The following is a 26,383-nucleotide window of genomic DNA, read 5'->3' on the forward strand; positions in this document are numbered from 1 at the left end:
TTAAAAGTGTCAACCCTATCAGGACGGGTCAATCGCCGGGGCTACCTGTTGAAGAGCACAGCGAAAGCTGACACCAGAGTAATAGGCCTTTTCGATCGGGTCACTATAAATACGCTCGAACGTCATTGTTGTTCCTAATGCATCGCGCCGAATCTTCTGTGTGCCGGATACAGGGCCTTTGGGGTTGAGCTCCGGAGAAATCTGATAATAGTCGGGGGAGTACCAGTCATTCACCCATTCACTGACCTGATTTGTCATGCCATAAACCCCTAAAGGGTTCGGATAATATTTGTCGACGACCTCAATATCGCCTGATGTATTGGCATCATTTTCAGTGTACTCAATATAAGACCCTGCCTCAGGATCGAAATAGATATCCTCGCGTACCTGACGGTAACCATTGTTGGTGGCAAAATAGTAATGTTGGCCACGGCTTCGGGCAGCATATTCCCACTGTGCTTCGGTGGGTAAGTCGAAGGGGATTGCACTGATATGACCGAGCCACTGGCAATAATCTTTGGCTTCCTGCCATGCTTTGGTACTGGCTGGATAGTTTTTTCTTGTGGTTATTAGCAGTTTGTATCGTTCAGAATCCCGCTGAACAATCGACCCATCACGCGAATTATCCTTTGCCACAGGTAGCCCGTTAATCAGGCGCATCCACTCCATTTCAATAAATCGCGTTTCAAATTTAGCGATTGAGTAGGCATCGAGTGTGACTTTATGGAGAAAGGCAGCCCCTGTCTCCTGACTAAACGGTGAGCTTAAGCATTCAGCATCCGGAGACCAATCTATCCGGCTGATCGTACCGCTGGGGATTTCACAAGGGGCACCAAAATCCCCCATCTCAAAGCTGCCGCCTTCAACAAACACCAGATTCTCAATCGCGCGAACCACCACTTCAGCGGCGTTTTGTTTTTGTTCTTGGGTTGCCTCGGGGTAACGCTTTTCGATATTGGTAACTATGGTCTCAAGCTGCTGTTGAGAGACAGTTTCGCTGGTGATTTTGATGGGTGAATTGTTGTCATTGCAGGCCGCGAATAATGGCAGCGTACATGCAAGTCCTAGCCTGTAAATATTCATGCTGAAATCCTTTGTTTTTAGTGTCTTAGTGTACCGAAATACCTAAAGCAAAAACACTGGAAAGCATGGTCAATTATAAATACAGCCTGTATTTCTTGAACCGAGTGCACAGGATTGGAGTGCATAAAACGGTAAAGCGAACTGAATGAAAAATTATCTTAAATGGCAACCAGCAATCGGCGTTTAATGAATGGGTAATGACGCTGATGGAAACGAATACAGTTGCAGACATGGACAAAACGCCATTCACCCCTCGGCAAGGTCAGGCTTTTTATCAGAAGCGCTCCGAAGTAGAGCAACAAGTAGCTATGCTTGATAACCGGAGTCGATCAAGTCAGTATGCGTAGAAATTATGGCCCAAAAGGGCCATAATTTTATCCGTTTATTTATCAGTTTTTTTGACAACACATCGAAAAGTATTTGCTAAAACGTAAAAGTCTTGATTAGGGGATTTATCAATTCGTCCGAAGGTAAATCCATCACGCATTACTTTGTCTTCACCAGAATCGGGGCCCTGTGGATTATTAACGGGTGATTGTAAGTAGTAATCTTTGTCATACCAGTCATTGACCCACTCGGGCCTGTTGTTGCTCATACCATAGATTCCCAGCGGGTTAGGAGGAAAATCACCTAAGTTTTTTTCAGGCGCGGTACTACTGTTAATTTCTGAATCTGATACTTCAATATATTTATTCAGTTCAGGATCAAAATATATACTTTCTGAAAGTAGCAGATAACCATTATTTGTTGCGTAATATTTATGCTGACCTCGGCTGCGAGCCGCGAACTCCCACTGTGCTTCGGTGGGTAAGTCAATAGGGAGTGCTGAAATTTCCCCCAGCCATAGACAATAGTCTTTTGCTTCTTGCCAGGATTTTGTTCCTGTCGCGACAGTGTGTTTTGTATGATATTTGATCAGCTTTTTGTATTCCTCGTCAGAGCGACTTAAGTATTCACCAGGTACGGGCATATAACCATTAAGTTTATTTCTTGCGACAGGTAACCTATTAATCTGTCGCATCCACTCCATATCCATAAAGCTGGTTTCAAATTTAGAGATCGAGTAAGAATCTAAAGTGACTGGATGTAGGTGTTTTGAGCCGTCAAAAGCACTGCCCGGGGAACTTAAGCAACTGGCTTCAGGCGTCCAGTCCATACGGTTCTCAGTTCGGCTGGGAATATCACAAGGGGCACGAAAATCGCCCATCTCAAAACTGCCGCCTTCAACAAACACCAGATTCTCGATGGCACGTACCACCACGTCGGCGGCGTTTTGTTTTTGTTCCTGGGTCGCCTCAGGATAGCGCTTTTCGATATTAGTAACTATGGTATCAAGCTGCTGTTGAGAGACGGTTTCGCTGGTGATTTTGATGGGAGAATTGTTGTCATTGCAGGCCGCTAATAATGGCAGCGTACATGCAAGTCCTAGCCTGTAAATATTCATGCTGAAATCCTTTGTTTTTAGTGTCTTAGTGTACCGAAACCCCAGAAACAAAAACACAAAACTGGCTGCTAAATCAGGAAATTCACAGGTGTTTTTTGAATAAGGTTCACAATGGATAAAAAGAAATCGACTTGAAGTCCCACCCGACTGAGTCAGTCAAAGAACACAAGTTCATCAACAGATTGCTCAACGCCATCAGGAAAGCGAGACACAAACTGCGTAATTCAAGCCCCGGAAGGGGCTTAAAACTTAAAAGTGTCAACCCTATCAGGACGGGTCAATCGCCGGGACTGCCTGTTGAAGAGCACAGCGAAAGCTGGTGCTTGGATAATAGGCTTTTTCGACCGGATCATTATAAATCCGGGAGAACGTCATTGTTATTCCTGTCGCATCGCGCTGAACCTTTTGCGAGCCGGATGTCGGGCCTTTGGGATTGAGTTCCGGAGAAATCTGATAATAGCCGGGGGAGTACCAGTCATTCACCCATTCACTGACCTGATTTGTCATGCCATAAACCCCTAAAGGGTTCGGAAAAAATTTGTCGACGACCTCAATATCGGTTGACGCATTGGCATCATTTTCAGTGTACTCAATATAATACTCTGTCTCAGGATCGAAATAGATCCCCCCGCTTAGCTGACGGTAACCATTGTTGGTGGCAAAATAGTAATGTTGGCCACGGCTTCGGGCAGCATACTCCCATTGTGCTTCGGTGGGTAAGTCGAAGGGGATTGCACTGATATGACCGAGCCACTGGCAATAATCTTTGGCTTCCTGCCATGCTTTGGCACTGGCTGGATAGTTTTTTCTTGTGGTTATTAGCAGTTTGTATCGTTCAGAATCTCGCTGAACAATCGACCCATCACGCGAATTCTCTTTGGCCACAGGTAATCCATTAATCAGGCGCATCCACTCCATATCAATAAATCGCGTTTCTAACTTAGCGATTGAGTAGGCATCGAGTGTGACTTTATGAAGGAAGGCAGCCCCTGTCTCCTGACTAAACGGCGAACTCAAGCATTCAGCATCCGGAGACCAATCCATCCGGCTGACTGTACGGCTGGGAATATCACAAGGGGCACGAAAATCGCCCATCTCAAAACTACCGCCTTCAACAAACACCAGATTCTCGATGGCACGTACCACCACGTCGGCGGCGTTTTGTTTTTGTTCCTGGGTCGCCTCAGGATAGCGCTTTTCGATATTAGTAACTATGGTATCAAGCTGCTGTTGAGAGACGGTTTCACTGGTGATTTTGATGGGGGAATTGTTGTCATTGCAGGCCGCTAATAATGGCAGCGTACATGCAAGTCCTAGCCTGTAAATATTCATGCTGAAATCCTTTGTTTTTAGTGTCTTAGTCTACCGAAATACCTAAAGCAAAAACACTGGAAAGCATGGTCAATTATGATTACAGCTTGTATTTCTTGAACCGAGTGCACAATGGAATGAATGAGGTGATTTTGATTGAAAATTGGTCATCAATCTCAGGGCGATTTATGTACCGGGGCTGTCTGTTGAAGAGCACAGCGAAAACTAGTTCCAGGTGAATACGCTTTCTTTACAGGAACAGAGTAGTTTCTGGAAAAAGTCATAGTTGTACCAGAAGAATCACGAAGAACTTTTTGACTTCCACTATCAGGCCCTTGGGGGTTTAACTCTGGTGATTGCTGATAATAATCAGAGGAATACCAGTCATTTACCCACTCCCGTACTTGATTAGTCATTCCATAGATACCTAACGGATTCGGAGGAAAAGTATCTACGTTGCGAAATTCGGCGAAAGATGGTGCATTTACCTCGTCTTCTGTGTACTCAATATAGTAATTAGTTTCAGGATCCAGATAATAACCCTCACTTAGTTGTAAGTAGCCTGTATTGGTTGCGAAATAATACTTCTTCCCACGACTTCGAGCGGCATATTCCCACTGTGCTTCTGTTGGTAAGTCAAAGGGTATTGCACTAATTTGGCCTACCCATAGACAATAATCTTTGGCTTCTTGCCACGTTTTAGCACTGGCTGGGTGATCTTTTCTATTTTCAAGAAGCCACTGGTAGCGCTCTGAGTTGCGTTTAACAATTGAGCCATCTTGGATATTCTCCTTTGCCACAGGCAGTCCGTTGATTTGACGCATCCACTCCATATCAATAAAGCGCGTTTCAAATTTAGCGATTGAGTAGGCATCGAGTGTGACTTGATGCAAATGATCAGCTCCTGTCATCTGACTCCCCGGTGAGCTCAAACATTCAGCATCCGGAGACCAGTCCATCCGGCTGACCGTACGGCTGGGGATTTCACAAGGGGCACCAAAATCCCCCATCTCAAAGCTGCCGCCTTCAACAAACACCAGATTCTCGATGGCACGTACCACCACGTCGGCGGCGTTTTGTTTTTGTTCCTGGGTGGCCTCAGGGTAACGCTTTTCGATATTAGTAACTATGGTATCAAGCTGCTGTTGAGAGACGGTTTCACTGGAGATTTTAATGGGAGAATTGTTGTCATTGCAGGCCGCTAATAATGGCAGCGTACATGCAAGTCCTAGCCTGTAAATATTCATGCTGAAATCCTTTGTTTTTAGTGTCTTAGTGTACCGAAACCCCAGAAACAAAAACACAAAACTGGTGGCTAAATCAGGAAATTCACAGGTGTTTTTTGAATAGGGTTCACAATGGATAAAAAGAAATCTACTTGAAGTCCCACCCGACTGAGCAGGGTGAGAGCATGAGTTAACAAGTTGTAAAATCACCATATAAAAAGCATGTTGGGATATACAAAAATAGTGATTTTTAACCGCCTGCCACAGGTGTGAAATGCATGAGGTGTCTAATAATTACTCAACCAGCCCGAGAGAACTTACGTGTGTTCAAAAAGTGAACATACGTGCTCTCACCCTGCCCGACTGAGCCAGTAAAAGAACACAGGTTAACCAACAGATTACTCAACGCCACCAGACAAGCGATATACAAACTGCATAATTTAAGCCCCGGAAGGGGCTTTATTTATTTGTTGCAGGGACTGATTGCTGAAGAGCACAGCGGAAACTTGTGCTGTAAAAATATGTACTCTTTACTGGCACAGAATGAATCCTTGAAAAAGTCATAGTTGTTCCTCCCGCATCCCGAAGTACTTTTTCCGTCCCTTCCTTTGGTCCTTTTGGGTTTAGCTCTGGGGAGTATTCGTAGTAGTCAGGGGAGTACCAGTCCTCCACCCATTCACTGACTGGATTGGACATACCATAAATCCCTAAAGGATTCGGGGGATAGCGATCTACTTCTTTGGTATTTGTTGATGTATTTGCACCACTTTCAGTGTATTCGACGTAACGATCAATCTCGGGATCGAAATAGGCATCTTCCAAAACCTGATGGTAACCATTATTGGTCGCATAATAGTATTTCTGGCCTCGACTTCGTGCAGCATATTCCCACTGTGCCTCGGTAGGCAAGTCGAAGGGTATTGCACTGACCTGACCTAACCATTGGCAATAATCTTTCGCTTCCTGCCACGCTTTTGCACTGGCTGGATAATCCTTCATTTTAGTTATCAGCCATTGATATGTTTCCGAATCACGCTGGATAATCGACTGATCTTTTGCATCATCTTTTGCCACAGGCAGTCCATTTATCTGACGCATCCACTCCATATCAATAAAGCGTGTTTCAAACTTAGCAATTGAATAGGAATCGAGTGTGACTTTATGAAGGAAGGCAGCACCTGTCTCCTGACTAAACGGTGAACTCAAGCATTCAGCATCCGGAGACCAGTCCATCCGTTTGACTGTACGGCTGGGGATTTCACAAGGGGCACCAAAATCCCCCATCTCAAAGCTGCCGCCTTCAACAAACACCAGATTCTCGATGGCACGAACCACCACGTCGGCAGCGTTTTGTTTTTGTTCCTGGGTCGCCTCGGGATATCGCTTTTCGATATTAGTAACTATGGTATCAAGCTGCTGTTGAGAGACGGTTTCGCTGGTGATTTTGATGGGGGAATTGTTGTCATTGCAGGCCGCTAATAATGGCAGCGTACATGCAAGTCCTAGCCTGTAAAATTTCATGCTGGAATCCTTTGTTTTTAGTGCCTTAGTCTACCGAAATGCCTAAAGCAAAAACACTGGAAAGCATAGCCAATGTTCAATTGAACCCGTATTTATTGAACCAAGTGCGCAATGAAATGAATTTGGTGATTTTGATTGAAAATTGGTCATCAATCTCAGGGAGATTTATATGCTGCGTTGTAGCCTGAAGAGCGCAGTGAATAGAAAATGGAAAAATTGAATCCGGCACAGAGTGGTGGTTAAGAGTTGTATAACGAAAATTCGTAAAGAAGTTGCTAAGAAATTAGAAAATTTCCCAAAAAGTTGGCAATAAAAATGAGTTAAAAATTCACAAAAAGTTATAAGCTACTGTTTTTAAATGAAATTAAAAGTTGGCACGGTGGTTGCAATGTATCAGTCATCGCAAAGAGCAGCGTTATGCTCTACTTATCGAAATGACTAAAATTTAAGGGAAAGTGATTATGCCAACTCCAGCTTATATGTCTATTCATGGTGAAACTCAGGGCCACATTACTAAAGATGCTTACACGGCAGATTCTGTTGGTAACACTTGGCAGGAAGCACACGTTGACGAATTCCTGGTTCAGGAACTGGACCATGTTCTGACTGTTCCTCGTGACCCACAAAGCGGTCAGCCAACAGGTCAGCGTGTTCACCGTCCAATTATCGTGACTAAGCAGCAAGACCGTACTTCGCCATTGCTGTTCAACGCATTGGTCAGCGGTGAGAAGCTGCCAGAAGCTTACATCAACTTCTACCGCACTTCGACTCAAGGCAAGCAAGAGCATTACTACACCATCAAACTGATTGATGCACTGCTGGTTGATATGCAAACCCGTATGGCGCACTGCCAGGATGCAGCTACTTCTGACCGTGTGGTTGAAGAAGTACTGAAACTGACTTACCGCGCCATTGAAGTGACCCACGAAGTCTGTGGTACTGCAGGTAACGACGACTGGCGTACGCCGCGCGAAGCGTAATAACGCCGATTCATGGGGGCCGGTTCCGGCCCCTTTTGTCATAGTTGTATCAGGTAAAAGTAATGAGTAATCCGGTTCAATTTTCCTTCTCTATCGAAGAAACAGAACACGAATTCCGTGTTGAAGAATTTAAGATCACCGAGCGTCTGTTTCAACCTTTTGAAATTAACGTCACATTGCTTTCACGTGATGCAGATATTGCTTTTGAGGACGTTATCCGTAAGGCAGGGGTGCTGCAACTTTTCGGTCAGGGGAGCGGTGTATCCCGTGTTTTCCATGGCACAGTCAGTGAAGCCCGCTTCCTGGGCACAGGTCGCCAGTTCAGCCGCTATGAGTTAAAGCTGGTGCCCGATCTCTGGTTTCTGACCCAGCGGCAGGACTGCCGTATTTTTCAGGATCAAACGATCAATGACATCATCGAAGCCGTGCTGGAAGAAGCTGGCGTAACCGCGGTACGTATGCTTGCCGATGCAGGCGAGAAGCAGGAGTATATTCTGCAGTATCACGAGACCGATCTGGCATTTATCCATCGCCTGATGTCTCAGCATGGACTGTGGTATTACTTCGATCATACCCACAGCGGCCATGAACTGGTGATTGTTGATAAGAATGAACTGGTCAACGCGCTGCCCAGCACTGCCGAAAACGCCACCTTGATCCCCGGCGCCGAGCAAACGCCCATCCTGTATCATGCCGACTCGGGCGGGGTGCCGGATCGCGAACATATCTTTGACGCCGATTTTGCCACCCGTGTTCATACCGGTGCGGTTTCACAAAACGACTATAACTACCTAACGCCTAAAACCCGTCTGATGGCGGACGTGCCGGAATCGGATGAAGCCGAGGTCTATACCGATCTGGCCGTGTACCGTTATCCGGGACGTTACGGCCAGCAACCTCAGGGTAAGTTACAGTCTGATTACCGCTTGTCAGCCCATAAGGTGTCCGGCACTGAGCTGAAAGCAACAACCTGTGTCATGCGGTTGATCCCCGGTTACAGCTTCCTGATGGAACGCCATCCGCGCCAGTCTCTGAACCGTGATTTCATACTGCTGGAAGTGAAGCACGAAGGGAGCGATCCGCAGGCTCACGCAGAAGAAGCCGGTGATGAACCCACCACCTATCACAACAAAGTGATCGCATTCCCGGCCGATATGACTTACCGGGCATCGGCCTTGCCGGCACCTGTTGTGGAAGGCCCGCAAACCGCTGTGGTGGTCGGTCCGGCGAATGAAGAAATCTATACCGACAATCTGGGCCGCATCAAGATTCAGTTCCATTGGGACAGATTGGGTGCGTCGGATGAACATTCAAGCTGCTGGGTACGCGTCAGCCAGAGCCTGGCCGGTCCGAACTGGGGCGCAGTTTTCCTGCCGCGTATCGGGCACGAAGTGGTCGTCAGCTTTCTGGAAGGTGATCCGGATCAACCTTTAGTCACAGGGTCGGTTTATAACGGTCTGCATCTTCCGCCTTATGATTTGCCGCTGAAGAAAACCCGCACCACCTTGCGTTCTAAAACGCATAAAGGAGAAGGGTACAACGAGATCAGTCTGGATGATGAAACCAATCATGAAGAGCTGTATCTGCGCGCGCAGAAAGATATGTCAGTGAAGGTGCTTAACGACCGGTTCGAGCAGATCGGTAATGATGACACTCTGACGGTTGCTCGTCATAAAACCAACGAGATTGGTCAGAATCAGCTGGAAACCATCAAAGGTAACAAAACCACAGAAGTAAAAGGCACCTTCACAGAAACGGTCGATGGTGATGTCACGGTGAATTACAACAGTAATGAAGCCGTGACCGTGGTGAAGAATTCGGATCTGAAGATCAATCAGAATCGCACCACTGAAATTGGCAAAAACGATGAACTGGAAGTGATGGAAAACCAGACTATCACGATTCACGGTGCCCGTCAGACTCAGGTAGATAAAGATAACAACCTGAATGTAGAAGGGAATTCCACCCTGACAGTGACCGGGAATGTAACGTCTGATTCCAAAAGTACGACGCAGATCATCAGTAAAGAGAAGATTGTGCTAAATGCAGGATCTTCTCAGATAGTCCTCAATAGTGATGGCTCGATTCAAATCACAGGCACATCCATTTTGATTAATGGTTCAGACAAAGTGGTTGTTCAGGGCGGAAAAGTATCGGTGAACTAATGCAAAAGCAGCAGACACAAAGCCATTTAATGATTGAATCAGAAGCCGGGGTATCCCCGGCTCCTTTGCATGCCCGTTTCGGCCATATTCTGGCCATTGAAGGGGACAGTGTTCGCGTCACCTTTGATGGCTGTGATATGCCATCCGGTTTGGCTGCCAGGCTTGGCCGCCAGTTTAACCGGGTTGAGCTTGAATTAGCTGTGCAGAATGCACTGTCGTGTCGCATTGAATTCATCGGTAATGATCCAAATTTGCCTCTGGTCACCGACATTTTCTTTTCCTTGATTGAACAGCGTGACGAGTTGGTGCTGAAAGCGAAAAACATCCGCATTGAAGCTGAAGAGCAGTTGATTGTTGCCAGTCGCGATGCCAAAACGCACTACGACGGAAAAAACAGCCGGGTGACGACCGAAGCCAAATATATCAACAGCCAGGCGGAAAAATCCCAGAAAATTCAGGGTGCAATAATAGCGATTAACTGATGGGCCCAACATGATGATCAGCCAGATTAAGCCTGAAGTGTCAGGTTTTAGCGTATTGACGGAAGAGGATCTACAGCAACTGGCCGCCGCGATGAAGCAGGCGGTTGAGCATGCCGAAGCCTCAGCACCGGGTATACAGCGTTTTGCACGAGAGAAAGCGGATAGTGCTGCTGAAGCAGTGCGTTTCCTGCTGGCTCAGCGTCATCGTGCATTAGCCAGCGGTTTGCCTGACAGCGACAGTCGTTATTATCATTTGCTGAACAGGAAACTGGCGCGGTTTATGGCCGTGTTTGTGGCGCTCTTTCGGGTTGAGCCGGGCTATCTGTATGGATTGGCCGACACGCATCCCCAAGTGCTGCTGTGGGTGTTGAGCTCAGCAGAGATTGATCCGCTTGATCCGAGCGCGGTAAGACTGTCATTGTTGCTGGCCGACAAACTGCAGGCACAAGTGTGGCTGGATACGGTTTCTCTGGCGACATCAACACAGCTTATCGAGACATTGCAGTCTGCGGCTATCAGTCAGATCCCACAGTCTGAACTGGCCATGCGGGCTTTGGTGCGCCGTCATGAACTGAATACAGAGTTCGCCAATAAGTGTATCCGGGATGGCTCGACGAAAGTGAGCGGGCTGGCCCGGCATCAGCTGGCCTGTTCAGGACACGAGGCCGGTATTAACTGGGTGATTGAACATGGCGATCCAGCTCAATCTTTATTTACTCACTTGCTGGTGCGAAAAGACAAAGTCGCCTGGCTTCGTGGTGACATCCTGCCCCAGAAAGAAGCTTTCCAACAGGTGGATGAATACGCCATTGTGAATCGCTTACCTGAATCTTTCACGCTGCCCGATTTCGCGAATGATAAACGCGCTTATCTGAAAGCGGCGCTGGCAGGTGATCCGCTCGCTGTGGAACCTATGATTGAAGCGCTTTTCAGCGCTCAGGATGAAGTAGAGCAGGAACACTGGGTGAGTGCGATTTTTCTGATTTTGGGAGAGAAAATGCCAGTTCGTGTCGCCGATTTGGGCGTGAAGTACAACGCACAGCACGCCGCAGAGTTACTGATGCACTGGTGGCAGGACCTTGAACCCGAAGCGGTACAGGTGCCCATGATGAGAATGGGCGGCTCGCTGAGCTATGCCACCAGTATCGATGTGCTGAAAAGCCCATCCATGCCAGCCTTGTTTCGTACCTGGGTCTGGCGGGATTTATGCCTCAATGGTGGCATTTATGTGCCTTATGACCCAATGGGCTGGCCGGAAAAACAACGGCGGGCCATCAATACACTTTCTAAAAACAGTACTGCATCGGAGCGGTATAACCAGAGGATGCGTGATGCAGCTGTGGGACGTTGAATCTAATTTACCTTATGCCATGAAAGGGCAGTTTGTGCGTGATCATCACGGACAGACGGTATGGGTGGTGTGTTTAAAAACCGGCTGGCAGCAGTGCGAAGGCCAGTGGCAGCCAGTACAGACGCAGCCAGAGATCTATTCAACCCCTGTGTTTGATGGTGAGCCCGGTTTCTCCGCCATGGTGGCGGATCAGGATTTTGCCGTCAGTAAAGCCAATACAGACGTGCTGGTGAAAGGTCACGCCCGGAGTCTGGGTAAGAAACCCGTTACCCGTGTGCAGTGCCGTTTGCTGATTGAAGAGCATATCGATAAAACACTGACGGTAGTGGGTGATCGGCAATGGATCACTCAAGCCGGTCAGGTAGGCGTCACTGTCCCTGCCCCTTTTATCGAGCGTCCTGTGTCTTATGCCCATGCTTTAGGGGGAGACGATCCCCGTAACCGTATTGGCTGCGGGGTTGCGAACAAAACGATGGATTTGCTGAACCAGCCTGTGCCTTCAGTGTTCTATTTGAAACAGGACTGGCAGCCAGATACCGCTAAGGTGCAACCAGCCGGTTTTGGTCCGCTGGCTGTCTTTGATGCGGCGCGTGCCCGTCTGGCGGGTACGTTCGATGAAAAATGGTCAGACGAACGTCGGCCGCTATATCCGGTTGATTTTTCAACGGCGTTTTACCAGTCAGCACCTGCTGATCAGCAGACAAAAGGGTTACTGGCTGGCGGTGAGCGCATCATCGTATCTGGTTTCAGTCATGAAGAGACGCTGTACTTTACGTTACCGCGACGTACCTTTGTCGCCGAAGCGGCGTTTGGCAGCCAAAAGCGCCTGCAAACCATGGCGCTGCATACGCTATCCGTGGATGCCGATGCTTTGACTGTCACGGCCACCTGGTCGGCTGCATTTCCTTGCCAGGGACAGGAGGCTGACTTAGTCAATACTGTTATTTCTGAACAAAAGGCTGCTGTATGAGTTTATCCACTGCTCGTTACATTCTTTGCGCCGATGCCGTCACCGCGGCGGGATTCAACCTGGATATTTCTGTTGCCGTGGCGCAGGCGGATTTAGACATGTACGAGACCCGGCCAGTGGCAGATGCCGACAGCAAAGCGACGGTTGCGCCAATCACTTATCTGGATGCTGAAGAAAACACGGCCGACAAATACTTTGCGATGCTGGCCCTGCTGGTGACCCAACTGGCGGTGAACCTGCCGGGCAGCCTGCCGCCAGCGCCGCTTTATGTGCGTATGCCACAAGCCATCACGCAGTCGCAATTGGAAAACTGGTATCAAACCTGGCGTGCTGATAGCGGCTTAGAAAAGGTACTAGGCCGGGTGGTGCTGAGTCACCACACAGAACATACGCATTTTTCTGATGTGTTAAAAAGCCTGAATGAAGAAGAAGTGGTGATGGCGATTTCTGTGGATTCCCCTCTATCAGCACTGGATGTACTTTCACAGCGTAATCTGTTGCAGACGGCTCAGCACCCCTGGGGAGTGATCGCCAGCGAGGGCGCAGCAGGCGCTGTGCTGGCATCGCGCAGCCTGGTAGAAGCCTTAAAGTTAACGCCACAGGCAAGACTGGACAGCTGGCACTGCGAGCAGGGTGCTGGCGAGCAATTGATGTCCAGCGCGCTGCGTAAGCAAAGCAAAGCCGTGGATGACTTTGGCTTGCTGTTCAGCGATATGACCAACCTGAGATCTCAAAATGAAGAATACGGTTTTGCCATTGGTGCCCGAGGTGAACGGCTGACTAACCCTGAACAGCTTGTGCTTAGTCACAGCCTGTGGGGGTATTTAGGCGAAGCCTCATTGTTTGCCACCCTGACACTAGCGCTGCACCACACCGACAACCCGCGTGTGCGCAGTGTGTTCCTGTTCGGAGCCAATGACAGCCGGGCGATGATGACGTTAACCCTGTCGAAACCGAACACGGCAGTCACGTAAAACGGTAACGCAATGAGCCAAAACAGAAATTATTTTTTGGCTCAATACCACAAAGTGACATTTTCAGGTGGGAGAGGCTATTAAATCAGTTGATTAGGGTATTCAATCTGATAGGGTTTTCCGCTGTACGTCTTGATGACCGTACCCAGTGTGTTCATGTACTGAACAGAGATGAAAAAAGAGCCATGCAGGGCTTATTCGTTGATCTGTTATCGCACAGCCGCCGACAGCACGAATAAGCGCACACTCGCTGCGGAGAGCGTCATCATGATGTACTGCCATTGTGGGCTGATTCAGCAACCCGATAGCCGATACACCTTCTCACACACATTTAAACAAGGTCCGATGTTTTCATGCCCGGACACTATTCCTGGTTCACTCATGTTGGCCGCTGGTAAGCGCTTAGCTTCTCGCTGTTGTTTTCCTTCAAGCCTAACGTGGTTCAGTTTCGCCAAAGCGAAGAAAAACGAGAAAAAGTAAATGAAAAAAGTGAGATATGTAAAGGCGAATTATACGCCGCTGGAAGACATCACCCCGTTGCCCCGCAATGTGGTCAACCAACCCATCGAGCCCGTACCAGAGCACAAACTGGTGGTGGAACTGGCGGGACAGTGGCCTGGTAACAGCGCCTATTTACGGCTGGCAAAAACGGATCTGCAGAGCGAGAAAATTGCGAAACCTCGTGCGGATGCCAAACATGAACACCGCAGCTTGGCCGAGTTTAAAGGCCTCGAGAATGAAGCAAAGAATTTATACCTTGTGATTCCATCGCGCGTTTATCCAAGCCCTATCACGCTTCTGCTGGCGGAAGGCTTGATGCCAGTAGAAAAAGAAACCGAATTGGACGAGTGGGAAACTGTTTTGGTGCCAGCAGTGCCCATGTATTTCACAACAGAAGATAACGATCCGGCGCAAGCAACGCTCTATGAGCAGGGATATTTTTACATTTTTCTCGATGGAAAACTGTGGCGCGAAATTCAGGTCACTGAAAAAGGCTATTTCAGCGAGGTGAATTTGACGCTAGGCACAAGCGAAGATAAGTCAGAAGCATCAGTCGTAGAGCGGCATGTGGACATTACTTTGGTCAGTGAAGAGTCAGGGGCACGTTATTCGTATGAGCCTTATGAGATTAAGCAAGATGGTAAAACAGTGTTTTCCTCGGTGCTGGATGGCTCTGGTATGGCCCGTGTTTTTGGCCTGACGGCTGAAGAAGTCGACATCGTCCTGACCGACTATTCGCCAGTCAGGACCTTTACATTAGCCACTAAGGAAAGCCCAAAGAAAGGCGGCCGGGCGGTATTACGTGAGGCCGAAGGGCGGGAAATGCCGCATATCTGGCTTCCCTATAAAATCAATGGTGAAGAAGTGCCGCTGCATGCGATTTTTTGCAGCCAGCAGCAAACGGAAACACAACTCTCTCAGCTCGAGAATGAGTATGCAGAAAATGCAACCGAAATTACGGGGTTGAATACATACAGTCAGGATAAAGCATTCACTGATACAACAGCGGCGATACAAGGTTTAACTGTGCCAGAATCACTCAACTCAGATTCTGTGAAATACAATTTGATCAATAATCAGGTCGACAAGAACGTTGCTGCCGTATATCTCAATTCCCCTCTGCCAGAGATTCGGCTTACTTATTATGCGCACCCTCAGGTTGATCAGCCTGATGATTTTTTTGAATTGTCTGACACTGAAAACGAATGGTCGCAAAAAGTGTACTTAAGAAGTTGTGACTTTATTGACAAGAAACATCGGATGATTCGGTTCTCCGGTTGGCCAAGTGAAGTGAAAAAAGTCACATTGAGCCGAACCAATAAAGGCAGCGAAGACTTTGATGAGATTGAACCTGTGATAATTTACAAAGATGTAGATATCACCGAACTATTAAATTAAGACGTTGGCGAAAGAAAGAATGATTACTATGAAAAAAAGTATGAAATCAACACTGAAACTCAGTTTATTGACAACTCTACTCCTTGTTGGTTGCGGGCAAGATAAAGCCACTGTAGAAAGTAATCAACCAGAAAAAGAGCTGTCAATTGTAGAGCAAAAAAATGCCCAGGAATGGGAAGATGGCCGGATTTATATTACCGAGCATAATTATATCAGTTATCAGAATAATAACGGAAAGCCAAAATACTATGTTTATAAGGCAAAAGAATGGCCGCGCGAAGATTTAAAAAATGAGAGTTCGTATGATTTGCCTCGAGTTGTTTTCCGCTGGGATAACGGTGAAGGTGAAACAGATAAATATTATGAGAGAAAAGATAAAGTCTGGAGTATTAAAACGGATGGGACTGACTTACGATTGGTTGCAGATGAGTTTGATGGAAACGTACGTTTAATGAGGATGTCACCGAATAATCGTTATCTGGCTTTAGCATATGCCAACAGTGATGGCATGTTTAAAGTAATTAAAGATCTCAAAACGGGTGAATATACTGAGTTGGGAAAATCACGTGGATATCCAGAGTTTTTATGGGCGGAAGACAGCAGTTATTTATATTTTGTGAATGATTGGGAAAACTGGAAGTATAGTTTACATACAAAAAAATCAGAAAAAGTAGACGTTATGTATAACGAGTACTCTGTGATATACGATGGAAAAAGATATGTTCTGAATGACTTTGGTGTGGTTGTATTTGATGAAAAGTCGAACAAAAGACTATTTAATGTTAGCATCAACCCTGATAAAGAATCACTTGGAATATATAAGTTTATAAATAAATCAATTAGTCCAACAGGCCGATTTGCCTGGGGGGAAAGTGGTCGTAAGCGTTTTTTAATCGATACACATAAAAGAACATTTTATTTTGAAGATATAAAAGAAAGAACGATGGGAAAGTACCAATATTTTGAAATGATTGGTTTGAATGCTGATTATGTAAGACGCGGTGCGGGAAAGACAGCGATTTTTAAATTAAACGATAAAAAAGAAATCAATAGTAATTATAAGTCTTGGGTGCAAATTGCTACTGGTCATAGTGCGACAGATTCTTCACTATATAATGCTTTTGCAAATGATGGGGATTTCGAAAAAAATGATGTTCACAGTGATGCTAGTTGATGCGTTATAATTTTTTACTAATTACTACCGCTTGGTTGGCAACGAATAGATAGGAAAATATAAATCTATGAAAATTATAACAATAATCAGTATTTTGACAGGTTTGCTCCTTGTCGGTTGTGGGCAAGATGAAATCACTGTTGAAAGCAAACAACCAGAAAAAGAGCTGTCAATTGTAGAGCAGAAAAATGCTCAAGAGTGGGAAGATGGCCGGATTTATATTACCGAGCATAATTATATCAGTTATCAGGATAATAACGGAAAGCCAAAATACTATGTTTTTAAGGCTAAAGAATGGCCACGGGAAGATTTAACGAATAAAAGCTCCTATGATTTACCCCGTGTTGTTTTCCGTTGGGATAACGGGGCAGGTGAAACAGATGATTATTATGAAAAGAAAGATAAAGTTTGGAGTGTTAAAACGGATGGGACGGATTTGCGACTGGTTGCGGATGAGTTTGATGGAAGAGTTCGTTTAATACGAATGTCACCAAACAACCGATATTTAGCATTAGCATATGCCAACAGTTCTGGTATGTTTAAAGTTATCAAAGATTTGAAAACGGGTGACTATATTGAGTTGGGTAAATCTCGTGGACATCCTGAGTTTCTATGGGCGGAAGACAGTAGCTATTTATATTATGTGGATCAATGGGAAAAATGGAAATATGATTTAAATACATCAAACATAGAGTCGATTGATGTTAATTTCAATGAGAATTCTGTTATTTATGATGGGAAAAGAATTGCCATAAATGATGTCGGGGTTGCTGTATATGAAGAGAAAAGTAATAAGTTGTTATATTCGGTAAGTGTATATAACGATGTAGATTCTATTGATTTATATGAGTTTATTAATAAGTCAATAAGTCCAACTGGACGCTTTGCTTGGGGTGAAAGTGGACGGAAAAGGTTTCTAATTGATACTCAAAAGAGAACATTCACCTTTGAAGATATAAAGGAAAGACAGCGAGGAAAGTATCAATATTTTAGCGTGATTGGTTTAAATGCGGAATACGTATGGCATGGCGCTTCGACTGTTTATAAATTAAATGATAAAAAAGAGATAAATGACAATTATAAATTCTGGACTCTAATATCGACAGGTAGAAGTGCTACAGAATATTCTCTTTATAACTCATTTGCAAATTATGGTATTTTTGAAAAATAGGAAGCGACTATGTTGGCTAAAAAGTTTTTAGAATCAAATTATTATATATTCAGTGCATCATTCGAAAAGCATTTAAATAAGGAGACGGCGCTAAATGAATATCCAAATTGGCATAATGAATCCGATTTGAGAGATGTAAAAGAACTCAAAAGTGTTCGACCACTTCAATTAATTCCTGTTATTTCTTTAAGTGAAAGTGAACAGCCTGAGTTATGGGCCACGGACGCGAATTATCGTTTGTGTTCGCTGAGACATGGTAATCAAGGAAAAGAAGGGCAGGCAGATTCGAACTACTCCATTCTTGCACATTCCAATCCAATTCATTTATTATCAAACAAAAGTTATAATTTAAAGTTTCCACCACTTCCGATGCTTGCAAAATTAGCACAGGCTGGAACAAGCTATGAAAGTTTATGCAACAGCATAAGAGAAATAGCAGATAAAATTCCCGGTAAAACGGTCAATTTCAAATTAACGACAATTAGCTTGGATCAACTAGCTGAGCCATTTGAATTAGACGTCAATGGGCAACTAATCAATAATCAGGTTGACAAGAACGTTGCTGCCGTATATCTCAATTCCCCTCTGCCAGAGATTCGGCTTACTTATTATGCGCACCCTCAGGTTGATCAGCCTGATGATTTTTTTGAATTGTCTGACACTGAAAACGAATGGTCGCAAAAAGTGTACTTAAGAAGTTGTGACTTTATTGACAAGAAACATCGGATGATTCGGTTCTCCGGTTGGCCAAGTGAAGTGAAAAAAGTCACATTGAGCCGAACCAATAAAGGCAGCGAAGACTTTGATGAGATTGAACCTGTGATAATTTACAAAGATGTAGATATCACCGAACTATTAAATTAAGACGTTGGCGAAAGAAAGAATGATTACTATGAAAAAAAGTATGAAATCAACACTGAAACTCAGTTTATTGACAACTCTACTCCTTGTTGGTTGCGGGCAAGATAAAGCCACTATAGAAAGTAATCAACCAGAAAAAGAGCTGTCAATTGTAGAGCAAAAAAATGCCCAGGAATGGGAAGATGGCCGGATTTACATTACCGAGCATAATTATGTTCGATACCAGGATAACAACGGAAAACCCCGTCACTATGTCTTTAAAGCCAAAGAATGGCCGCGCGAAGACTTAGACAATGAAAGCTCTTATGACTTACCCCGTATTGTTTTCCGCTGGGATAATGGTGAAGGTGAAACAGATGATTATTATGACAGGAAAGATAAAGTCTGGAGTATTAAAACGGACGGGACTGATTTGCGGTTAGTTGCGGATGAATTTGATGGGGAAGTAAGGGTGATGCGAATGTCACCTAATAATCGATATTTAGCAATTAGCTACTCAACTTTTGAAGGTATATATAAATTCATTAAAGATTTGAAAACAGGCGAATATATTAAGTTGGGTGACAGGAATGGTCGGGAAGATTTGTTATGGTCGGAACAGAGTGATTATTTATATTTTTTTGAAGGTAGACAAAGCTATAAATATATATTTTCAGATGAAAAAATTGAGAAAGTTGATGTTTACTTTACAAAGGACTCGATTATACATGGTGGAAGGCGATATGTTGTAAGTGATTATGGTGTTGTTGTATATGATGAAAAGTCAAATGATTTATTACATAAAGTTGTACTCACACAAAATTCTGATGAAATAGATGAATTTGAACTCAGAAAAAGAGGGATTAGCCCAACAGGGAAATTTGCTTGGGGAGAATCTTATAAGTATCGGTTTTTGATTGATGTAGAAAATAGAAAGATTGACAGAGAAGAAATTGATCACTCAAAACCAGGCGATTATGAAATGTTAAACATATTAAGTCTGGATGCAAAGTTTGCTCGAAGTGGTGGTGCCGCACAAGTATTCCTATTTCAGCTTGGTGAAGATAAAAAAATAAAAGAACATCAAGTTTGGAAACAGATAGGTTCAGGACATAGTGCAAATAATTCATCGCTTTATAATGCGTTTGCAAATGATGGTAACTTTTTAAAAAAAGGTTTAAATAATGATAAATAACAAAAATCCGTCATGTTATTATATTTTTGGTGCTTGCTTTACTAAAGAAATTGGTGAAGGAGCGCCATCTGAACAATATGGAAAATATCATCTAGAAAGTGATTTAACTAAAACTAAAATTAATAATGTAAGACCATTAAATTTGATACCTGTACTTGCTGCTGATGAGAATGCAAACAGTTTATGGGCAACAGATATAAACTATCGTTTATGTGCACTGAGTGCAGGTAGTCAAGGACTGGAAGGCGAGCAGGATAAAAGCTATACCATACTTAGACATAGCAACCCTGTTCACGATTTAACCAAAAGTGTTTATCAGTTAAAGTTTCCACCATTGCCATTGTTATTGAAATTGGCACAATCTAAAAAAAGTGTCAAAGAATTAACTGAACAGCTTAATGAATTGTCGGATAAGGTTGGCTCCGAACCTGTAAACTTTGCTTTAACAACCATCAGTTTAGAGCAGCTGGCACCAGCACATGAAGTTGGGTCTGACGGCCAATTGTCTGACGAGAAAAAAACATATAATGATTGGTTGGAAGGAGTAAAAAGTGAAGGAGTTCCACTTAAAGGATTTATACTGCCGGTATACGCCACTTGTGTAGTGGTTTTTTCGAGTAAAGATTATACGAATGCAACCGTATCACTTCATCAGTATGATGATAATGGGATAGATAAGCTCAATGGAAAAGTTCAAGCACAAGCAATTGTACCTGAAAGGTTAGATGGAAAAGAAGATAAAGATCATCCCTGTGCTTTGTTTCATTTAGATAGTTCGACATTTGAAGAAGGCCTCTGCACTATCAGGGTTACTTTTGATCCAAATAAAATTGAGTCAATTCCTGATTCAATTAAAACATCAAATATAAGACGAGTAAATATTGGTTTTAAGGCAGGGTTCGAATATGAACTTCGAGAATACATTCGATTTTCCCCAGAAAATCCGTTAGGAAAAATGGCTATCGTATCAGGCGATATGATTTCACTCGAAGAAAATCTGTTTTTTCAGTTTCCGCAACTTTTAGCAGGTATGCAGAAGTTCTTAGCTAACCAAACAGCTATTGAAGGGGTAAAAAGTCCGGCACTTGATAGTTTAGCTTCTTTGAAAGCGATTCGTGATGCTTCTGGTCAGGTTTCAGCAGGCCACTTAAATGGTGGCTGGCAGGATATGTATAATAAGGATGGTGGAATTAAGACCTTTAACACGATTAGTAATTTGTTCTGGAAAGCAATAGAGAAAGAGCTCCCGGAAGCGATGCAAGCAACCGGGGAATTATACTATGGCTTATTCAGTGTTAAAGAAGCTCATGATCACTATAAGGCTTTGTCTGATAATACGCTATCTGCTGCAGAGAAAAAGCTTGGAGGTGCAGCGCTATTCAGAGATAAGGTTATTAATATTGCTGACTCAAAGGAATATTTAGGTCAGTTTTTGGATGATTGGAAGAAGAAAGACTATCCAGCACTTACAGGACGACTAGCTGAATCATGGTACGGTGGTGTTAGTGGTCTTGCAGATCATGGGCTCTCATTTATCAGTACTGCCAACTCTATGTATGAGTTACTTGAGAACTTCAAAAAGTATCTGAAAACGCAAGAGGATGTTAACAAATCCAAGAAAGGTTTGGACGAAATTTCTTCTGATTATTTAGATAAAATCCCTGTCTGGAAAGAAAGTGTTAATCAAGATGCAGAGTGTATAAATAAGGCTATAGAGCAAGCAAAAGAACAACTTTCGAATAGAAATCGTGACATTTATCAATACGATAATATCAGTTTGTTAACAGATAACAGAGGCTCTGGCTTAAAAGTTCTTTTCCATTTTAACTCTCGGGAGAAAGAACTGAAAAACAGTAAACCAGTGATTGATGTATTAATTGAGGCATTGCAACATGAGCCACAATTAAGAATAGAAATTGAAGGGCATGCATGTCAGGTTGGAAGCCCTGAGGCGAATAAGCTGGTTTCATTTGAGCGTGCAATGAATGCGAAAGCAATGTTTCCTGATAACTTACAGAAGTTTATCAAAGCAACGGCTTTGAGTGATGCTTATCCTATATATAAACCTGAGAAACAAAGTGATCTTAGAAGAGATAACCCGAAACTGGAAGTCAATCGTCGTGTTGAGATTCGAGTTTACTTTACGTCACTTGATGTTATTTTTAATCCAAGCCGATTGGGTTATCAGGCAATGGAAAGGGCAAGACTTAAAGCTATTCACGCATTAAAAAAAGAAGATGACAGTGAACTTGAACTGTTGATGGCTTTGTTAGACTCGCTTCTTGAAGTTGCTCAGTACATTCCACATCTTGCACCATTTGCAAGAGGTGTAATGGTAATGATTGAAGGCGGTAAGGTAGCACAGTCAGCTATTAAGGCTTTAGATGCTGCTATATTTGAACACTGCTTCGATGAGTTTATTAAAAATCAAGGGGAAGTCAATCATTTGAGGACTCTCTCAAGACTTAACCTTGAAATGTTGCATGAAGTAAGAAAAATAAATCTTGATTTAAATAAAAAACATGAATCTTATGAAGACATGTTGAAATTCCTTCATGATGAAAAAACAACAAAAGAGCTTTTAAAACGTTATAAGTTAAGAGCGCTGGCTTTAAATGGTCTGATGTATATATTTGCTTGGCTTAAAGCTAAGAAAAGTGAAGTTAATCTAAAACTATTGACTGAATATGAAGTATCGGAGTATATAGATACTTATATAAACCGTGATGATTGGACGGCTTATACTCGTTTTACAGATAATCTGGGATTGAAGTGGATAAATAGTATTCATCAGAAAAAACTATTCTTAGAAAATGGTGGTAATACCTATTCGAGCTTTGGATATTCTCCGATACCCCTTCCAGTCAGTAAAGAAGTGTCAAAAAAGTCAGATTCTATTATTAAAGAAAACCCGAATGTTGTCTCAGGAAATTTTAATCGAGTTTTTCCCATTCAAACAAAATTGTTTGAACATGGTGAGGAGAAACTTTTCGAAGAGTTTGCAAATAACTTTTCAATTATAACTGAATATTTACGTGACGAAGATATTGGTTTTTGTCGTATTTTAATCGCTGAACCCAATGGTGAGAATTGGCAGACTTTTACTGATTGGCATGATGTTAAAAAGTCAAACCGTCTTGGACCTTATCATAAAGTAAAAGCACAGCTTGTTTTGAAAGATATGATTTCTAAAGTAATTTCAGTGAAGCTAGGCTATGACAGGACCGATGGTTGGGACTTGTCTGGACCAGAATTTGAAGCATTGTTCACACCTATGAAATATTCAAGCTTTAGTATCGATCCGGATGGAAAGTTAAAGAAATACTATGATTCTCAAGGTGAAACTGTTTTATCCGGTGTTGAATTTGAGCCATTTTACTATTTTGGTGAAGTGCAGATTCCTGGTTTAAAACCATTAACAAGTAGTTTTAGAATTGACTTCTTATCAACAATAGATGCTGGGAATAGATTGCGCTTCTATCTTGATGAAGGTGAAAATAGTAGTAACTTTAATTATTATATTTCACAAGGTGGATTTAGAAATATGGAATATACGCTATGGATGAAAACAGGTTCGCATAGCGTAAAATTACCAACATATTATGATCATTCAATTCATGGTTTAGAGCAGTTCGAAGACATTAAATCAGGTCTGAATGTAGGCGTGCACGGAGAAAATAGCTCTTTAGTGACACTGCCAACAAAGTTTGGAACTGAACCATTAATCTTGCAAGAGAAAGATACATTAGTAGAAGCTTTCACATTAGCGAAAGATACTAATAGTCTGCAAACTGTGCCTATTGTAGAGAACATCTGCGCTAAAGCTGTAGGATTCGATTCGAAATTCACAGGTTTAAACATATTCACTAAATCCGGGAAAATTGAAGATTTTAAATGGACGTCAAAAGATTTATCTGAAATATCAAAAACTGAATTTAAAAGCTTTGTCCATTCTGAAAAAAATCCGGCTTTTTTATATGTACTTATTGTTGCAGAAAAAAACAATATTGAGCACTACAAGAAAGTGAATTTAAACTGGAAAGATGTTGATATGGCTGTTCAATTAGTGATGGACGGCTTTGCCGTGGATAGAACTGTAGGGCCTACATACTTTTCTAAACTATGTTATCAGGGCGAATTGTCTTTTAGTGAATATCATTCAAAAATGAATGTGAGTCATGGGACTGATTATGATGAATGGCGATTGAACACTGATGAGAAGTCATCTCTAATCAGTTCTGAAAGTGAACGTTTCTTTAAGAGGTCACTGGAAATAATAAAAAAGGATCCGGGTGATCTCGATGAAAGTAATACTTATTCTGTTTATAGTATGGAGATTAAACTAAACTATATATCTCCGACTGGGATTCAAGTAAAAGGTTTAAGGCCATTCGGTGATATTTTAGGCAGTATGACACCTAAACTTTCATTGAGTTTAAGACAGGTAAATCTTTCTCAATCAACTGTCTATGATCCTTGCAGCGAAATTGAGCTGGAAATTAAGTCTTTAGGTGGAAAGTACCATGCTTATGTTCCGTGGGTTGAAGAGCCTAAAGATGATAGCCTTGGAAGTACAGATAAATCAGCGTTCGAGCGTTGGAAGACGTTGACAGACTCAGAGAAACGCCAAACGCTTCTTGATTGGGTCAAGAATCAGCCAACAGCTATTGAGGCACCACGACCGATAAAGGAAAGTCTTAATAGTTAATACGAAAGCCCTGTTTACCAGGGCTTTTTTCTTTTTGTTGGTAATAGAATGCGGACTACATCACATAAACATACTCCCCGGCACCATCACCCACATCCCTGCGATCACGGCTATTTTTAATCATTACATTGAGCACACGAACGCCAGATTTGAAACCGAGCCGATGACACTGGGTAATCGTAATGAGTGGTTTACGCAATTCCGTCCCGATTCCCCACACCAGCTTTTCGTTGCCCTCGAAAACCATCAAGTGATGGGGTTCGCCTGCAGCCAACCTTACCGGCCTAGCGCCGCTTTTGCAGAAACCGTTGAAGTGAGTATCTATCTTCACCCCGATGCGAAGGGGCAGGGTTTGGGGAGTGCATTAATGAAAACCTTACTTGATGCTTTAGCGACTCAACCAGTGCACTGTGCCTTATCTGGCATTGCTTTGCCAAACGAAGCATCGGTGGCGCTGCATCAGAAATTCGGCTTTCGTGAGGTCGGTGTCTTTCATGACTATGCCAGAAAGCAGGGTGAATACATCAGCTCGCTCTGGATGGAAAAGCGATTTGAGTCATCCCGTTTTTCAGCCAGCTATACTGATACCGATTGAAAACAGCTGTTGCGGTCACATTGGCATGAAATGAAATCGACGGGAGAAAGACGATGAAATACCAGGGAAGCTGCCACTGCGGCAATGTCGCTTTTGAGGTCGAAGGCGAGATTCAGGAAGCACTGGCTTGTAACTGCTCTATCTGTCAGCGAAAAGGTTCGTTATTGTGGTTTGTGCCCCGCAGTGAATTCAAGTTGCTGTCGGCAGAGAGCGCAGCAAGCACTTACACCTTTAACCAGCATGCGATCCAGCACAGGTTTTGCCCGACGTGCGGCATTCATCCTTATGGGGAAGGGAGTGACCCGCAGGGCAATGCCATGGCCGCCATCAATATCCGTTGTCTTGACGATATCGATCTGGATGCGATTCCGGTGACGCATTTTGATGGCCGGTCGTTGTAATCTGATCTTGCTGGTGTGATGATGTCACCTGTTGCGTAGTTGAACAGACAAACAGGGGACTGAGTTGGTCGCAGGAAACAGGGAATTTTCTACACTTTGGCGGCCAGCGCGATTTTCCGGTATCGAACTGCTGTCCGCCTCGTTTACTCAGTTTGAATTCTCCCGTCACTGGCATGAAGAACTGGCCATCGGTGTGATAGAGGAAGGTGCGGAAGGGTTATTTTACCGGGGTAGCAACATTGTGGTGCCTCAGCGTCACATCGTGGCGATTAATCCTTCAGAAGTGCATACGGGTTTTGCGGGCAGTGAGCACGGGTGGCGATACCGGATGTTTTACTTCGCCCCGGAGATGATCGAACAGCATTTTGCTGGCAGCGAGAAATCCGTCGATCCTGTCATCGACCGCTCTGTGATCAACAATCCGGCTCTGTTTGATTTGCTGCTTCAACTGCATGTGGCGTTCGAAGCAACCAGTTTTGAGCTGACTAAACAGTCTTTGCTGACTGTAGCGTTTGAGTCCTTGTTTTCTCAATACGGCAATGCCGGACGTGATGCTGACAGGGTTGGGAATGCTCAGAAGCATACGGGCGTTATCCGGGACTACCTGCACGATAACTGGCAAGAAAACGTGACTCTGGATGAGCTGGAAACCGTGAGTGGCCTGACCAAATTCAAACTCATCCGGGCATTCAAATCGCATTACGGACTGACGCCGCACCAGTTTTTGCTGCTGACAAAGGTGCAGAAAGCCAAAAGTCTGTTACTGGAGGGCCACAGCTGTGTCGATACCGCACTCCACTGCGGTTTCTTTGATCAAAGCCATTTCACCCGCAACTTTAAACGCGCTTTTGGCGTGCCTCCCAAGCATTACGCTATCCAACCTTAGCGATTGC

At 43.9% G+C, this 26,383-nt stretch carries 20 protein-coding genes; 15 read left to right on the forward strand and 5 right to left on the reverse strand.

Annotated elements, in window-relative coordinates; translation table 11 throughout:
* Nucleotides 1-18: 18 nt before the first annotated feature.
* From IFO68_RS13325 to IFO68_RS13345, 5 genes are all read right to left on the reverse strand, one after another.
* Nucleotides 19-1,083: a formylglycine-generating enzyme family protein gene (locus tag IFO68_RS13325; RefSeq protein ID WP_192016349.1), complete on the reverse strand. Its 1,065-nt coding sequence runs from the start codon at nt 1,081-1,083 to the stop codon at nt 19-21.
* Between the two features lie 382 nt (nt 1,084-1,465).
* A complete protein-coding gene (locus IFO68_RS13330) occupies nt 1,466-2,527 on the reverse strand; it encodes a formylglycine-generating enzyme family protein (protein ID WP_192016350.1) in 1,062 nt (353 codons plus the stop codon).
* A 267-nt stretch (nt 2,528-2,794) separates the two neighbouring features.
* Nucleotides 2,795-3,859 carry a formylglycine-generating enzyme family protein gene (locus IFO68_RS13335; protein ID WP_192016351.1) on the reverse strand — a complete coding sequence of 355 codons (1,065 nt, stop codon included), beginning with the start codon at nt 3,857-3,859 and terminating at the stop codon, nt 2,795-2,797.
* A 155-nt stretch (nt 3,860-4,014) separates the two neighbouring features.
* Nucleotides 4,015-5,085: a formylglycine-generating enzyme family protein gene (locus IFO68_RS13340; RefSeq protein WP_192016352.1), complete on the reverse strand. Its 1,071-nt coding sequence runs from the start codon at nt 5,083-5,085 to the stop codon at nt 4,015-4,017.
* Between the two features lie 438 nt (nt 5,086-5,523).
* On the reverse strand, nt 5,524-6,585 hold the full coding sequence (locus IFO68_RS13345) for a formylglycine-generating enzyme family protein (protein WP_192016353.1): 1,062 nt from the start codon (nt 6,583-6,585) through the stop codon (nt 5,524-5,526).
* Between the two features lie 461 nt (nt 6,586-7,046).
* On the opposite strand from IFO68_RS13345, the gene IFO68_RS13350 reads away from it, so the two are divergent.
* From IFO68_RS13350 to IFO68_RS13420, 15 genes are all read left to right on the forward strand, one after another.
* A complete protein-coding gene (locus IFO68_RS13350; protein WP_192016345.1) occupies nt 7,047-7,565 on the forward strand; it encodes an Hcp family type VI secretion system effector in 519 nt (172 codons plus the stop codon).
* Between the two features lie 62 nt (nt 7,566-7,627).
* Complete coding sequence (locus tag IFO68_RS13355) at nt 7,628-9,730, forward strand: type VI secretion system Vgr family protein (RefSeq protein WP_192016354.1); 2,103 nt, start codon at nt 7,628-7,630, stop codon at nt 9,728-9,730.
* Nucleotides 9,730-10,212, forward strand: coding sequence for a hypothetical protein (locus IFO68_RS13360; RefSeq protein WP_192016355.1), 483 nt, complete (start codon nt 9,730-9,732; stop codon nt 10,210-10,212). The genes IFO68_RS13355 and IFO68_RS13360 overlap by 1 nt, the downstream gene beginning before the upstream one ends.
* 10 nt (nt 10,213-10,222) lie before the next feature.
* The gene (locus IFO68_RS13365) at nt 10,223-11,563 is read left to right on the forward strand and encodes a hypothetical protein (protein ID WP_192016356.1); all 1,341 of its coding nucleotides are present in this window, start codon (nt 10,223-10,225) and stop codon (nt 11,561-11,563) included.
* Nucleotides 11,544-12,533, forward strand: coding sequence for a DUF2169 family type VI secretion system accessory protein (locus IFO68_RS13370; protein ID WP_192016357.1), 990 nt, complete (start codon nt 11,544-11,546; stop codon nt 12,531-12,533). Before IFO68_RS13365 ends, IFO68_RS13370 begins: the two co-directional genes overlap by 20 nt.
* Nucleotides 12,530-13,507 carry a hypothetical protein gene (locus tag IFO68_RS13375; RefSeq protein ID WP_192016358.1) on the forward strand — a complete coding sequence of 326 codons (978 nt, stop codon included), beginning with the start codon at nt 12,530-12,532 and terminating at the stop codon, nt 13,505-13,507. The genes IFO68_RS13370 and IFO68_RS13375 overlap by 4 nt, the downstream gene beginning before the upstream one ends.
* Before the next feature lie 480 nt (nt 13,508-13,987).
* Entirely contained in the window at nt 13,988-15,406 is a 1,419-nt protein-coding gene (locus IFO68_RS13380; RefSeq protein WP_192016359.1) for a hypothetical protein, read from the forward strand.
* A gap of 28 nt (nt 15,407-15,434) precedes the next feature.
* A complete protein-coding gene (locus IFO68_RS13385; protein WP_225445224.1) occupies nt 15,435-16,580 on the forward strand; it encodes a Tricorn protease domain-containing protein in 1,146 nt (381 codons plus the stop codon).
* A gap of 67 nt (nt 16,581-16,647) precedes the next feature.
* The gene (locus IFO68_RS13390) at nt 16,648-17,751 is read left to right on the forward strand and encodes a Tricorn protease domain-containing protein (RefSeq protein WP_192016360.1); all 1,104 of its coding nucleotides are present in this window, start codon (nt 16,648-16,650) and stop codon (nt 17,749-17,751) included.
* 9 nt (nt 17,752-17,760) lie between these two features.
* Nucleotides 17,761-18,615 (forward strand): hypothetical protein, encoded by an 855-nt coding sequence (locus IFO68_RS13395; RefSeq protein WP_192016361.1) that lies wholly within the window; start codon nt 17,761-17,763, stop codon nt 18,613-18,615.
* Between the two features lie 28 nt (nt 18,616-18,643).
* Nucleotides 18,644-19,786, forward strand: coding sequence for a Tricorn protease domain-containing protein (locus tag IFO68_RS13400; protein ID WP_225445225.1), 1,143 nt, complete (start codon nt 18,644-18,646; stop codon nt 19,784-19,786).
* Nucleotides 19,776-24,494, forward strand: coding sequence for an OmpA family protein (locus tag IFO68_RS13405; protein WP_192016362.1), 4,719 nt, complete (start codon nt 19,776-19,778; stop codon nt 24,492-24,494). The genes IFO68_RS13400 and IFO68_RS13405 overlap by 11 nt, the downstream gene beginning before the upstream one ends.
* 64 nt (nt 24,495-24,558) lie before the next feature.
* On the forward strand, nt 24,559-25,089 hold the full coding sequence (locus tag IFO68_RS13410) for a GNAT family N-acetyltransferase (protein WP_192016460.1): 531 nt from the start codon (nt 24,559-24,561) through the stop codon (nt 25,087-25,089).
* A 53-nt stretch (nt 25,090-25,142) separates the two neighbouring features.
* A complete protein-coding gene (locus IFO68_RS13415; RefSeq protein WP_192016363.1) occupies nt 25,143-25,490 on the forward strand; it encodes a GFA family protein in 348 nt (115 codons plus the stop codon).
* A 64-nt stretch (nt 25,491-25,554) separates the two neighbouring features.
* Nucleotides 25,555-26,376, forward strand: a complete 822-nt coding sequence (locus IFO68_RS13420; protein ID WP_192016364.1) for an AraC family transcriptional regulator — start codon at nt 25,555-25,557, stop codon at nt 26,374-26,376.
* Nucleotides 26,377-26,383: the final 7 nt, after the last annotated feature.

This window comes from Photobacterium arenosum (genome assembly GCF_014841115.1).
GTDB lineage: Bacteria > Pseudomonadota > Gammaproteobacteria > Enterobacterales > Vibrionaceae > Photobacterium > Photobacterium arenosum.